Here is a 12,864-nt window from a genome sequence, read left to right as displayed (position 1 = left end):
GTCAGACAAATTCGTTGGGGATAGTGTGGCTTGTACATCAGATTTCCTGGTGTAACGAATTTTCAAGTGCTTCTTGCATAAGCAAGTTTTGATCCCGGTCATCCCCATGACCGGGATTTTTTTCGCCCTAACGATTGGCTTCCGACACGCTAAAGTCGTGAATATCGAGCTCGAAGGCCTCCGCCAGCTCACGATAGGTGTGATAATCCCTTCCGTTAACAATGACGCGGTCCGAATTGTCGTCCGTCCTGCGGACTTCTGACTCGCTAATCTCATTGATGGCGGCCAGCAGGGCATCGACATCCACCTCGACTTCGCGCTTGATGGTGTCGCTGTACTCTTTATCGGTCTTCATTGCGGGGTTCCTCATTCAGCCGGGTCCATCGCTAAGTATAGACTGTAGATAAAAACGCCATTCACACCGGGCGGCGATGTGCGATTTTGCGTTTTGTTCTACACTGGCTCAAAACCAGAGGAGGAATGTATGAAGGTCAACGATCGGGTAACCGTTAAAACGGACGGTGGGCCGCGCCGCCCGGGTGTGGTGCTGGCAATTGAAGAGTTTAGCGAAGGGACAATGTACCTGGTATCACTGGAAGACTACCCGCTCGGCATTTGGTTTTTTAACGAACTGGGGCATCCGGACGGTATTTTTGTTGAGAAAGCAGACTAACATGGCGTCGGGTAGCACATCGCGTGCCCGACACCCTCTGCAGAAGCAAAAATCTCTGGCCAGGCCAGAGATCAAAGGTAGGGTGCACAGGGTCTTAAGCGACTAACGCATGTTGACGAAAATCCCGTTCGTCACATTATCGGTCAGGCGTACCACGTGGTAGATCACTTGCTTATTATGCGTTTTAATTTTCCGTTTAATATTTCCTTTGTGTGATGAAACGGTTTTCGCTTTAATATTCATCTGGTCGGAGATCTGAATAGTTCCTTGTCCCGCCATCCACATTCGCAGCATACTTGATTCAGTCCTGCTTAATGATAGGGTGGGTAAGTTAACCGCTCCTACATTTTTAACTTCTTTATTCAAATAATCACCCAAAATGTCATCCAGCGACTCGGGTTTAATCGATTTAGAACTGATCAATAAATTTTTACGGACCAACAAATACTCATCGAAATGGATATTCGCGATCGCCATAAAAACAATAAACAGGGTTTTTGGATGCTGATTAATGATTTGCTTAATGTGCTGACTGTTGGCTGGATCGTGAATGAAACAGTCCTCATTAATAAACACCACGCCTGGTTTTAGTTCATCACAAGCGGCTGCGAGTTCGTCAACGGTGTGTGCATCGTTGATGTCTCTCTTTCTTACCCCTCTGCTTGCCAGGTACCCGGTTAACCCTAGCCGGGTGTAGCTGCATAAATCCATAATGATCGTTGACATGGCATACCCTCACTCAATGCGTAACGATAATTCACCATCTGCCTGAGAGCTCAAAACAGCCATACGGGATGGAAAAAAATAATAAACCTGTGAGCATGACAAAGACTTTCAGGCGGACTCACTATCCCGTAAAGTTACGTATAATTTGCCAGGAATCTTCTTAAAGTAAAGTAAATATTAAGTATTGTGAGGTGGTTAGAAACAATTAAACCGCGTCAGATATATCCTGGAAGATGTTTTTCGCGTTTTATTTTAGGAATATCCTCAGAAAGACAGTAGCAACAGTGAGGTCTATTATTTACGAGGCAGTTCGCTGACAATATCCGCTAACAGGTTGAATATCTCGCCGAATAAATGTTCACAGAAGGGAGCGATAAGTGGCATCAGTAATGACATTAATAAAATTCCGACCGTCAGCGTCAACGGAAAACCAATGACAAACACCGAAAGCTGCGGCGCCATTCGGTTCAGTAAACCTAATGCCAGGTTGACGGTCAGCAGCAGGGTGATGATCGGCAGCGCCAGCATCAGCCCATTCAGGAAGATCAGCCCCGCGGCGCGGGTGAGCGCCAGGAAAGCGTTGCTGTTCACCGGGTTTTCGCCAATCGGCAGCGTATGGAACGTGTCCACCAGCATGGAGATAAGCCACAGATGGCCGTTGAACGACAGGAACAGCAGCATGGCGAGCAGATCGATAATGCGCGCCAGCACGGGCATGTTGAGATGACTGCCGGGATCGACAAACGTGGCGAACGATAACCCCATCTGCAGGCCAATCAGTTCCCCCGCGGTACGCACGGCGGCAAAAGCGAGCTGCATGGTAAAGCCGACGGCAACGCCAATCATCACCTGCTGCAGGGCGACCCACACCGCATTCGCCGAGAAGATCGGAATATCCACGGGAGGGAGAGACGGTGCGACGATAATGGAGATGATAATCCCCAGCCCCACTTTGACACGCTTGGGTATCGATTTCTCGCTGAGAATGGGGGCGGTGGAGATCAGCGCCATGATGCGCAGCATCGGCCAGAAGTAGACGCCGAGCCACTGAACCCACTGGTCGCTGGTGAAGTGCAGCATCGTCAGGTCAGCCGATGATGTACGGCAGATTGGTAAACAGGTTGCGCATATAGTCCAGCAGCAGGTTCAGCATCCACGGTCCGGCCACGATAATCGCCACGAACACGGCGATGATTTTCGGGATGAACGACAGCGTCATTTCGTTAATCTGCGTGGCGGCCTGCAGAATACTGATAATCAGACCGGTAACCAGCGCGACAAGCAGCAGCGGAGCGGCAACGGCAATCGCGATTTTCATCGCCTCCGTGCCCATCATCATGACCGATTCGGGTGTCATTGCCGTTCCTTAACTGTAGAAACTCTGCGCCAGCGAGCTGACCAAAAGCTGCCAGCCGTCGACCAGCACAAAGAGCATGATCTTAAAGGGCAGGGCGATGGTCGCTGGCGGCACCATCATCATCCCGAGCGCCATCAGGACGCTGGCGATCACCAGGTCGATAATCAGGAACGGGATAAAGATGGTAAAGCCGATCTGGAACGCGGTTTTCAGCTCGCTGGTCACATAGGCGGGCAGCAGAATACGCATGGGTACCGCTTCCGGTCCCTGCAGCTCGCCGGTGTTGGACAGGCGGGCAAAGAGGGCCAAATCCGCTTCGCGCGTCTGGCGCAGCATAAATTCCCGCAGCGGCTGCGCGCCTTTATCCAGCGCTTCCTGCATGGAGATTTTATCTTCGCTGAACGGCTGGTAGGCGTCGGTGTAAATCTTATCGATCACCGGCGACATAATGAAAAAGGTCAAAAACAGCGCCAGTCCGAGCAGAACCTGGTTTGGCGGAGCGGAAGGGGTGCCGAGCGCGTTTCGCAGCAGACCAAAAACGATGATGATGCGGGTGAAGCTGGTCATCATCAGCAGGATAGCCGGAATAAACGTCAGCGAGGTGATGAACACCAGCGTCTGCACCGGAAGCGACCAGCTTTGGCCGCCGCCTGCGAGAGGGGTTGACACCAGACCGGGCAGTTGCGCATAGACCGCGGGAGCAAACAGGCCAACGCCCGCAAGCGTCAGGGATAACAAACGGCGCATCAGGATCTCCCGGAACGCTTAAGCAAACTCTTCATCACGGACTGGAAATCCGCAGGGGCCTCTGCACGCTCATCCACCACAGCAGGGGCGGGCGGCAGCTTATGTAATACGCTGATGTTTGACGCCGTGACGCCCAGAACCAGACGCGCATCGTCCACCTCGACGATGACCACGCGTTCACGTGGTCCCAGGGTGGTGCTGGCACTGACCTTCAGCCCGCGGGCGCCGGCGGTTTTCCCCGCCAGGCCAAAGCGCTTCGCCAGCCAGGCGGCGATAAGAATAAAGGCAATAATACCGAACAACGCCCCGCTCACCTGGAGCAGAGGTGAGCCGGGAACGGCAGAAGGTTGCGATAATGTTGCCTGGGTTTTCATGCTTAACGGCTCAGACGACGCATACGTTCAGACGGGGTAATGATGTCGGTGATACGTACGCCGTATTTATCGGCTACCACCACCACTTCACCCTGAGCAATCAGATAGCCGTTGATCAGAATATCCAGCGGCTCACCGGCCAGGCCGTCAAGGGCCACCACGGAACCCTGCGTCAGGCGCAGCAGCTCTTTAATGGTCATACGGGTGCGTCCCAGTTCAACGGTCAGCTTAACCGGGATATCCATAATCAGGTCGATGTCCTGCAGCGTGCCGCTGACATCACCACCGCCGAGCTGCTGGAATACGGCATCCGCTGCGCTTTTGGCCGGGGTCGCTTTTTGCTCGTTTAACGCGTCAGCCCACAGATCGTCCAGTGCTCCGCTGTTTTCATCGGACGGATTGTTCATGTCACTCATTTGGGCTGTTCCTCATTCAGCGAATTCAAAATCGGGTTGATCAAGTGCTCAACGCGTAACGCATACTGACCGTTAATCGTGCCGTACTGGCTTGTCAGCACGGGGACACCATCCACATGGGCAATAATGCGGTCGGGTTTTTCTATCGGCAAAACATCACCGGGTTGTAATTTCAGGATCTGAGATAACCGCAGCGGGATATCGGCGAAGCTCGCCACCAGCTCAAGCTGCGAATGCTGGACCTGGCGGACCAGGTTTTCACGCCAGTTCTGGTCTTCGTTGCGGGAGTTCTCCAGCGGCGGGTTAACCAGCAGCTCGCGCAGCGGTTCGATCATGCTGAACGGCAGGCAGATGTTGAACTCGCCGGTCAGGTTACCGATCTCCACGTGGAACGGGGTGTTAACGACGATATCGTTCGGGGAGGTGGTGATATTGGTAAATTTCACCTGCATCTCAGAACGGACGTACTCCACTTCCAGAGGGTTAATCGCTTTCCACGCGTCGCTGTAAGACTCCAGCGCCAGCTTCAGCATGCGGTTAATGACGCGCTGTTCGGTGTGGGTGAATTCGCGACCTTCTACTTTGGTCGGGAAGCGCCCGTCGCCGCCGAACAGGTTATCCACCGCAATGAACACCAGGCTTGGGGAAAACACCACCAGACCGGTGCCGCGCAGCGGCTTCAGATGAATCAGGTTAAGGTTGGTTGGCACCGGCAGGTTGCGGGCAAACTCATGATACGGCTGAATGCGGATCGCACCGACCGTGATATCCGGGCTACGACGCAGCAGGTTAAACAGCCCCATACGGAACTGACGTGCAAAACGTTCGTTAATGATCTCCAGCGCCTGCAGACGTTCACGTACCACGCGACGCTGGGTATTCGGGTCATAGGGACGAATATCGCTATCGCCGCCGATACCCGGTTGCGGATCATCACTTTTATCGCTGTCGCCGTTGAGCAGCGCATCGATTTCTGCCTGAGAAAGAATACTGTCGCCCATGTCGTTACCGCAGAATGAAGGCTGTATACAGAACGTCAGTGACTTCCTGCTTAGGTTGGCCGTTTACCAGCGGGGTCGCCAGCGTTTGTTTAATGGCGTCGACCAGCTTTTGCTTACCCACATCGGTGGCCAGCGCCGAAGCGTCCTGACGAGAGAACAGCAGCAGAAGGCGGCTACGCACCTCCGGAAGATAATCATTCAGACGCGCGCGCGTGGCTTCATCCTTCAGGCGCAGCGTAATACCGACGTACAGCACACGATCCGCGTCACCGAGATTCACGGTGAAGGTGTCCAGAGGGAAAAATACCGGCGCCGGTGGCGGTGCAGGTTCGGCTTTGGCCGCAGCGGTCGAAGGTTCCTGCTGCATACGCCAGTAACTATAGCCCGCGGTAGCGCAGGCGGCGAGCGTGATCAACACCAGCAGCGGGATCCAGATGGAACGCTTACTTTTTTTGGTGATAGCGGAGTCAGTCATCTGATACGAGCTTCCTGTTTCGGTACAGCTTAATAAGGTGATTATCCCGTGTCCTGCTGTCGTCAAAGCGTGGAAAAGACGGGGATAATCACGCTACCTCTGGCGTTTAGGCGAAGATGTCTACGGCACTGTTACCGCGCGCGGCGGATTGCAGGGCGGCAGGAACGGGCAGTAGTTCATCGCTCTCTTCATTAAAACCGCCGGTGTTGCCGGAACGCGAAGCCTGGTGCTGCTGCTGGGATGAGGACTGCTGCTGCCCGGCAAAGCTCTCGCTGCTGACGCTGCTCTGCGCAAGCTGAATGCCGTTTTCTGCCAGCGAGGTTCGCAGTACCGGCAGCGCGGCTTCCAGCGCCGCGCGGACATGGCTGTGCGCAGAGACCATCTGCAACTGCGCCTGGTTATCATCCAGCTTAAGCGAAATTTGCACCTGACCCAGATCTTCCGGGTGCAGACGCAGCTCGGCCGTCTGCTGGCCCTGTTTGGTGAACAGGGTGATGTGCTGGCTCAGGGACTGCTGCCATTCATGCGTGCCCAGAGGCTGGCTTAACACCGGCGCGGGAGCAACGGTGGCGGCCGTCTGACTGGTTGCATGGCTGGACATAATCGGTGCCAGGGTAGCCGTCGGCGATGATGAGGAGGAGGCGCTGGCGAGCTCCTGCTTCTCTGCGGTTGCAGCCACGACCGGCGTGGCCGGCGCGTTGCCCGACAGGGCCGGGTCGCTGTTTTTCGCCTGGCTCTGATAAGGCGCAGCACTCTGCGCTTTATCATGGCTTCCCGGAAGCGCGTTCAGGGACGGTTGGCCCGCGCCGTTTTGCGCAAGCGCCGCTGTACTCAGCGTTGCGGTGGCGGAAACGCCGTCACTGCCAGCTACACGAGAGGCGGTAGTTTGCTGGTGCGGCAGCATCGCCATCAGGGCGCTCAATCCGGCCAGCTCCTCTTCGCTCAGCTCGCTTTTACCGTCATCTTTGCTGTTCGCGGCATTGATCGTCTTCAGTGCGTCACCTTTAGACAGCGGCACCAGTCCGGAAACCAGCGTATCAAGCGAGGTGACGGGCGCCGTTTCATCGCCATTCAGCGCGGTTTGGCGCGAGAGCAGGTCGGCAATTTTGGCCTGCAGGGTGGTATCCCCTTTGGCGTCCTGAGCAACGTGGGACAGTTTGCTGCCGGCGGCTTTCAGGTCAGCCAGGGTCAGTGGCGCATCTTTGCCCTTGCCCGTCGCGTCCGACAGGGCGCCCGCGAGCAGCGCGAGAAAATCCTGTGCACCGTCGGTGCCTTTCCCCGTCTGCGTACCGCCTGACAGGTCGCTATCGCTCATCAGCAGTTGTTGCAGTGTGATCATTCCGGTTTCCTCATTGATGCGCGCTGGGCAAACTCATCCATTTTTTTCTGATCCAGACGGTTTTCCGCCAGGGTCGTGGCCGCAATCTGTCGGTCCTGTAAGGTCTGCCATGCCTGCAGTCGCTGCTTCTTCTCGCGCCAGAAATTCAGCGCGGTATCGACTTTCTGGGTCCACTGGTGAAGCTGCTGGCGATGCTGATCTATCGCCTTCTCCAGCGTCTGGATAAACTGCTGATAGTTAATCCAGCGCTGGCTTCCAATGCCCTGTGTCATATCGGTATTGAGGTTGGTGCGATATTCATGCTGATAGTCGATTAACATCTTCAACTGTTCTTCAGCCTGCTGGCACCCGCGTCGCATTGCGCCAAGCTGCAATGCGGCATCATCAACTTCTTTTTCAGCCAGATCTTTCAGCGTTGATAACGCGCTGTTTTGCGCCATGACCTTCGCCCTCCACCTGTGTTACACCTGCGGGAAAATCAGCTCCAGTGCCTGAATTGAATCTTCCCAGTTGGCACGTTCAAAAATGCCTTGTTGCAAAAATGCCTCCAGCTGCGGCCACAAGGTAATCGCTTTGTCGAGCATCGGGTCGCTGCCTTTGGCATACGCCCCCACGCTGACCAGATCGCGGTTGCGCTGGAAGCTGGAGAGGAGTTGTTTAAAGTTACGCACGCGGGCGTAGTGCTTCTCGGTTATCAGCGCCGTCATTGCGCGGCTGATAGAGGCTTCAATATCAATTGCCGGATAGTGTCCGGCTTCGGCGAGACGACGCGACAGCACAATATGGCCGTCAAGGATCGCGCGCGCGGAGTCGGCAATCGGATCCTGCTGGTCATCGCCTTCGGTCAGCACCGTATAGAACGCGGTGATGGAGCCGCCGCCGCTGATGCCGTTCCCCGCACGTTCCACCAGGGCAGGGAGTTTGGCGAAGACCGAAGGCGGGTAGCCTTTGGTCGCCGGTGGCTCACCGATAGCCAGCGCGATTTCACGCTGCGCCATCGCGTAGCGGGTCAGCGAATCCATGATCAGCAGCACGTGCTTGCCGCGGTCACGAAAATCTTCGGCGATGCGGGTGGCATACGCAGCCCCCTGCATACGCAGTAACGGCGACACGTCCGCCGGTGCGGCAATGACCACCGAGCGGGCACGGCCTTCCGCACCCAGAATGTTTTCAATGAAATCTTTAACTTCGCGACCACGTTCGCCGATCAGGCCCACAACGATAACGTCCGCCTGGGTATAGCGCGCCATCATGCCGAGCAGAACGGATTTACCCACGCCTGACCCGGCGAAGAGGCCCATACGTTGTCCGCGTCCCACGGTCAGCAGGGCGTTAATCGGGCGCACGCCGGTATCGAGCACATGCTCAATAGGGGTTCGCTGCAGGGGGTTAAACGGCTGGGTGATTAATGCGCCGGTTTCAGTGGTGTCCGGCGAGGGCAGACCGTCGAGCGGCTTCCCGCTGCCGTCCAGCACGCGACCCAGCAGGGCAGGACCAAGCGGCAACTGCTTCCCGCTTTGCAGCCCATCGCCAGACGTGTTTTTGGCATACACGCGCGCGCCGGGCAGAATGCCTTCCACCTCTTCAAGCGGCATCAGGAACAGGCGCTGGCCGTTGAACCCGACCACTTCGCTTTCCACCTCACGCGTTTCCAGACCGTCCTGACGCTCGATCACGCAGGTCGCGCCCAGCGGCAGCTGCAGGCCGGTGGCCTCCAGTACCAGACCGGTGGCGCGCGTCAGTCGTCCATAACGACGAACAGAGGGCAGTTGCGCCATCTTCGTCTCAAAATTGTCGAGCGTGGTGAGCCAGCGGGTGAGGCGTGCGGTCATCAGACGACTCCCGGTGCCGCCAGGCGGCACAGTTCCTGCCAGCGGGTGGCGACGCTGGCATCCAGATCGCCTTCATCGGCTGAGACTTTGCAGCCGCCGTGATGTAACGACGGATCGCCGCGCAGACGCCAGCCGTGCAGGTTTAGCGTCGCGCCCAGGCTCTCTTCCACGCGCTGCAGGTCGTCCGGATGGACGCGCAGCTGCGGCTTACCGCTGAACAGCGGCTCCTGCTGCAGCAGGCCCTGAATTTGTTTGATCAGCGCCGTGTTATCCACCACGGGCGTCTGGCCGATCACCTGACGCGCGGCTTCCAGCGCCATCTGCATCAGTCGCGAGGCAATCACGCTGTCCAGCGCGTCCAGCGTGTGCTGAAACTCGCTGACCAGCTGCTGCATGCGGGCATGGATCGGCGCCTGCTGCTGGCGCGCCTGATCGATACCGTGCTCTAGCCCTTTTGACAGGCCTTCCTGATACCCCAGCTCGTGGCCTTTCTGCCGGCCTTCGTTCAGACCGGCATTGTAGCCCTGCTCGTGCGCCTGCATTTGCAGCTGAGCCAGCATCTGTGCTTGCTGCTCTTCTTCGCTTAGCTCAGGCTGTTCGACGTCCGGGTCAAGCTCCTCGGTCGGGATCACGGCTGGCGTGAACTCGGAGAGGGGAGGGGCCAGATCGTCCGGCGTCCAGCGCTTCCACGGCAGCTCATTAGACATAGGTGTCGTCTCCGCTGCCAATCACCATCTCGCCGGTTTCCGCCAGACGACGAACAATAAGCAGAATGGCTTTCTGTTCGTTTTCCACCTGAGACAGACGAACCGGGCCGCGGTTGGCAAGGTCGTCGCGCAGGATATCGGCCGCACGCTGAGACATGTTGCGCAGGAACTTCTCGCGCAGCGGCTGCTCGGCGCCTTTGAGGGCGATAAGCAGCGACTCGGAATCCACTTCCTGGAGCAGGCGCTGGATGCTGCGGTCGTCCACTTCGACGAGGTTTTCGAACAGGAACATCTCGTCGATGATTTTCTGTGCCAGCTCGCCGTCGAACTCGCGAACCGCCGTAATGACGGCCTCTTCCTGCTGCGTTTTCATCAGGTTGATGATTTCCGCCGCCGTTCTCACGCCGCCCATTTTGCTGCGCTTGAGGTTCTGGCCGTCGAGCAGGTTGTTCAGCACCTCGGTCAGCTCCGCCAGCGCGGCTGGCTGGACGCCGCCGAAGGTGGCGATACGCAGCATCACATCGTGACGCAGGCGCTCTTCGAACAGCGCCAGAATATCGGCCGCCTGACCACGTTTGAGGTGGACAAGGATGGTGGCGATAATCTGCGGGTGCTCGTCGCGAATAAGGTCGGCGGCACTCTGCGGCTCCATAAAGTTGAGCGTTTCGATACCGCTGGCGGTATCGCGCGTTTCCAGAATATCTTCCAGCAGGCTGGCGGCACGCTCTTCGCCCAGCGCCTTGACCAGCACGGAACGCAGGTAGTCGTTGGCGTTGACGTTCAGCGCGGCAAACTGTTCGGCTTCCTGCTCAAACTCCGACAGCACTTCGGTCAGCTGTTTATTGGAGATTTGACGCACGTTGGCCATGGCCGCACTGAGAATCTGTACTTCTCGCTGGGAGAGGTGTTTAAACACCTCTGCCGCGCGATCTTCGCCAATGGTCATCAGCAGGATGACGCTTTTATCGGTGCCCGTAAGCGTATTACTCATGTTCGTTACCCATCCACTGGCGGATGACCAGCGCCACGACGCGCGGATCGTTATCTGACATTTCGCGAATGCGCTGGCTCATCACCTCGGCACCCATGCGCTGGTTAGCACGGCGCTGCTGCATCTGTTCATCTTTACTGAGGCGAACTTCAACCGCTTCTTCCGTTTCCTGACGCGCATTCATCTGCTCGCGAGCCGCTTTTTCAGCTTCAGCACGGCGCTGGATCTGTGGACGAACGCCCTTACGCCACAGCAGCCACGCGACAATCAGCACCAGCAGCCAGCGTCCTGCGGACATCAGCTGGTCGATAAACGCCTGCTGTTGCCAGAACGGCAGTTCACCGCCGGTCTCTTCAACCGAGTTGAACGGTGAGTTCACCACGTTGAGGGTATCGCCGCGCTTCTCGGAGTAACCCATCGCTTCGCGGGTCAGGTTTTCAATCTGCTTCATCTGCTCGGCGGTCAACGGCAACGGTTTGCCATCCGCCAGCGTTTTGTAGTTCACCACTACCGCAACAGAGAGACGCTGAATATCGCCCACGTTCAGTTTAGTGTGACGAATCGTTCTATCCACTTCGTAGTTCGTGGTTTCGTTACGGCTGGTGTTTCGTGGGCCGCTGTTATTCGCCGTAGAGGTGGTCTGCTGATTATTTTGCTGACCGTTCTGCTGATTGGCCGGCGGCGTAGAGATCGGCGCCGCGTTTGCCGGGCAGGCTGGTTAGACAGCGCGCCCGGCACGCCGCCCGGGTAGGCACCGCCAACCTGCTCGCTGGAGTTGATTTGACGCGAACGCATGACCGCCTGAGCCGCATCGCCGTTCGGGCTGTACTGCTCTTCGGTTTGTTCTTTATTCGAGAAGTCGATCTGCGCGGTGACCTGCGCGTGCACGTTGCTGTTGCCCACAACCGGGCCGAGGATCGCTTCGATACGACGCTGGAGACGGCTTTCGACATCGGCGGCATATTTCAGCTGCGCGTCATTCAGATCGCGACCGGCAGTGTTGGATTGCGTCAGCAGGTGACCGCTCTGGTCAACCAGCGTCACGTTACCCGGCGGCAGACCGGCGACGGCGCTGGAGACGAGATGCGTCACCGCGCTGATTTGCCCTTCGTCCAGCGCGCGGCCAGGCTCAAGGTTCACGGTCACGGAAGCCGAAGGTGATTTCTGTTCGCGGACAAATAAGGAAGGTTTAGGCATCGCCAGGTGCACGCGGGCGCTCTTCACCGGGCCTAATGTTTCAATGGTGCGGGCCAGTTCACCTTCCAGCGCACGCTGGTAGTTCACCTGCTCGCTGAACTGGCTGATACCGAATTTTTCCTGATCCAGCAGCTCAAAGCCCACCGCGCCGCCTTTCGGCAGCCCCTGCTGGGCCAGGCGCAGACGCAGTTCGTGCACCTTATCTGCCGGGACCTCCAGCGCACCGCCATTATCGGCAAAGCGATAAGGGATGTTCATCTGGGTCAGCTGGGTGACGATGGCGCCGCCATCCTGATCGGAAAGGTTACTGTAGAGCGTCCGGTAATCAGGGCTTTTCGCCCACAGGACCATCGCTACAAGGATCGCAATTGCGGCAGCGCCTGCCACGATCAACGGGATTTTAGGATTCGCGCGAAGGCGGTTCATCCACTCGAGTGATTTATTCTGCGGCGCTGTCGATGCTGTTGCACTCATTGCGCACCTCTTAAATCCTGGTGGTTTACGTTATTCGTGTAGAGAAACAAAACTGACTCCCGGGTCGGCAAACACGACAAAAGTTCCATATTGATGGCCCTGCCATTATTTGATGATTCGTGATTTTCTATGCGTCAAATAACCTGGTTTTTTCATGCTATTTACCGCCATTATCTTATTGACAAGCTGTTAGTCTTGACCGCGTAAAAAACCATCCAGGGGAGAGTCATGGCTATACAGGGCATTGAAGGGGTAATCAGTCAGTTGCAGGCAACGGCGATGACGGCCCGTAACCAGAATGTGGCAGATCAGCAGCCGAGCATCAGCTTTGCAGGGCAACTGCATGCCGCTCTTGACCGTATCAGTGATACCCAGACCGCAGCGCGCACTCAGGCTGAGAAGTTCACCCTCGGCGAGCCGGGCGTGGCGCTGAATGATGTGATGACCGATTTGCAAAAAGCCTCGGTTTCTCTGCAGATGGGGATCCAGGTGCGTAACAAGCTGGTGTCGGCCTATCAAGAGGTCATGGGCATGCAGGTTTAGGTTGTCTAACCT

The 12,864-nt window shown here is 56.9% G+C and carries 15 protein-coding genes and 2 pseudogenes; 2 read left to right on the top strand and 15 right to left on the bottom strand.

Going from position 1 to position 12,864, the window contains the following annotated elements:
• Positions 1-127 precede the first annotated feature (127 nt).
• A complete protein-coding gene (yodD, locus tag ACMGGU_RS12940) occupies positions 128-355 on the bottom strand; it encodes a YodD family peroxide/acid resistance protein (RefSeq protein ID WP_013097742.1) in 228 nt (75 codons plus the stop codon).
• 129 nt (positions 356-484) lie between these two features.
• Between yodD and dsrB the strand changes: the two genes are divergently transcribed.
• Complete coding sequence (dsrB, locus tag ACMGGU_RS12935; RefSeq protein WP_008500312.1) at positions 485-673, top strand: protein DsrB; 189 nt, start codon at positions 485-487, stop codon at positions 671-673.
• 102 nt (positions 674-775) lie between these two features.
• On the opposite strand, the gene rcsA is transcribed toward dsrB, so the two are convergent.
• The 14 genes and pseudogenes from rcsA to fliF form a co-directional block, all read right to left on the bottom strand.
• On the bottom strand, positions 776-1,399 hold the full coding sequence (gene rcsA / locus ACMGGU_RS12930) for a transcriptional regulator RcsA (RefSeq protein ID WP_008500313.1): 624 nt from the start codon (positions 1,397-1,399) through the stop codon (positions 776-778).
• Positions 1,400-1,686: 287 nt separating this feature from the next.
• Positions 1,687-2,479, bottom strand: a pseudogene (gene fliR, locus ACMGGU_RS12925) (flagellar biosynthetic protein FliR); the annotation flags it as partial.
• A gap of 7 nt (positions 2,480-2,486) precedes the next feature.
• Positions 2,487-2,756, bottom strand: a complete 270-nt coding sequence (gene fliQ / locus ACMGGU_RS12920; RefSeq protein WP_008500315.1) for a flagellar biosynthesis protein FliQ — start codon at positions 2,754-2,756, stop codon at positions 2,487-2,489.
• Between the two features lie 9 nt (positions 2,757-2,765).
• Complete coding sequence (gene fliP / locus ACMGGU_RS12915; protein ID WP_008500316.1) at positions 2,766-3,503, bottom strand: flagellar type III secretion system pore protein FliP; 738 nt, start codon at positions 3,501-3,503, stop codon at positions 2,766-2,768.
• On the bottom strand, positions 3,503-3,877 hold the full coding sequence (gene fliO / locus ACMGGU_RS12910; protein ID WP_028016024.1) for a flagellar biosynthetic protein FliO: 375 nt from the start codon (positions 3,875-3,877) through the stop codon (positions 3,503-3,505). The genes fliP and fliO overlap by 1 nt, the downstream gene beginning before the upstream one ends.
• 2 nt (positions 3,878-3,879) lie before the next feature.
• Complete coding sequence (gene fliN / locus ACMGGU_RS12905) at positions 3,880-4,293, bottom strand: flagellar motor switch protein FliN (RefSeq protein ID WP_008500318.1); 414 nt, start codon at positions 4,291-4,293, stop codon at positions 3,880-3,882.
• Positions 4,290-5,294: a flagellar motor switch protein FliM gene (fliM, locus tag ACMGGU_RS12900; protein WP_008500320.1), complete on the bottom strand. Its 1,005-nt coding sequence runs from the start codon at positions 5,292-5,294 to the stop codon at positions 4,290-4,292. Before fliM ends, fliN begins: the two co-directional genes overlap by 4 nt.
• 4 nt (positions 5,295-5,298) lie before the next feature.
• Positions 5,299-5,769 (bottom strand): flagellar basal body-associated protein FliL, encoded by a 471-nt coding sequence (gene fliL, locus ACMGGU_RS12895; RefSeq protein WP_021241388.1) that lies wholly within the window; start codon positions 5,767-5,769, stop codon positions 5,299-5,301.
• A gap of 106 nt (positions 5,770-5,875) precedes the next feature.
• Positions 5,876-7,108, bottom strand: a complete 1,233-nt coding sequence (gene fliK, locus ACMGGU_RS12890) for a flagellar hook length control protein FliK (protein WP_262766028.1) — start codon at positions 7,106-7,108, stop codon at positions 5,876-5,878.
• Positions 7,105-7,548, bottom strand: a complete 444-nt coding sequence (gene fliJ, locus ACMGGU_RS12885; protein WP_021241386.1) for a flagellar export protein FliJ — start codon at positions 7,546-7,548, stop codon at positions 7,105-7,107. Before fliJ ends, fliK begins: the two co-directional genes overlap by 4 nt.
• Before the next feature lie 21 nt (positions 7,549-7,569).
• On the bottom strand, positions 7,570-8,940 hold the full coding sequence (gene fliI / locus ACMGGU_RS12880) for a flagellar protein export ATPase FliI (protein WP_045908161.1): 1,371 nt from the start codon (positions 8,938-8,940) through the stop codon (positions 7,570-7,572).
• Positions 8,940-9,647, bottom strand: coding sequence for a flagellar assembly protein FliH (gene fliH / locus ACMGGU_RS12875; protein ID WP_045908162.1), 708 nt, complete (start codon positions 9,645-9,647; stop codon positions 8,940-8,942). Before fliH ends, fliI begins: the two co-directional genes overlap by 1 nt.
• A complete protein-coding gene (gene fliG, locus ACMGGU_RS12870; RefSeq protein ID WP_008500327.1) occupies positions 9,640-10,638 on the bottom strand; it encodes a flagellar motor switch protein FliG in 999 nt (332 codons plus the stop codon). Before fliG ends, fliH begins: the two co-directional genes overlap by 8 nt.
• Positions 10,631-12,309: pseudogene (gene fliF, locus ACMGGU_RS12865) on the bottom strand (flagellar basal-body MS-ring/collar protein FliF). The gene fliG and the pseudogene fliF overlap by 8 nt, the downstream one beginning before the upstream one ends.
• 228 nt (positions 12,310-12,537) lie before the next feature.
• Here fliF and fliE point away from each other — a divergent pair.
• Positions 12,538-12,852 carry a flagellar hook-basal body complex protein FliE gene (gene fliE / locus ACMGGU_RS12860; RefSeq protein ID WP_008500329.1) on the top strand — a complete coding sequence of 105 codons (315 nt, stop codon included), beginning with the start codon at positions 12,538-12,540 and terminating at the stop codon, positions 12,850-12,852.
• The last annotated feature ends 12 nt before the right edge of the window (positions 12,853-12,864 follow it).

It is taken from the genome of Enterobacter sp. BNK-8, from assembly GCF_048685095.1.
Lineage (GTDB): Bacteria > Pseudomonadota > Gammaproteobacteria > Enterobacterales > Enterobacteriaceae > Enterobacter > Enterobacter quasiroggenkampii.
This window is presented reverse-complemented; position numbering and strand designations above follow the sequence as displayed.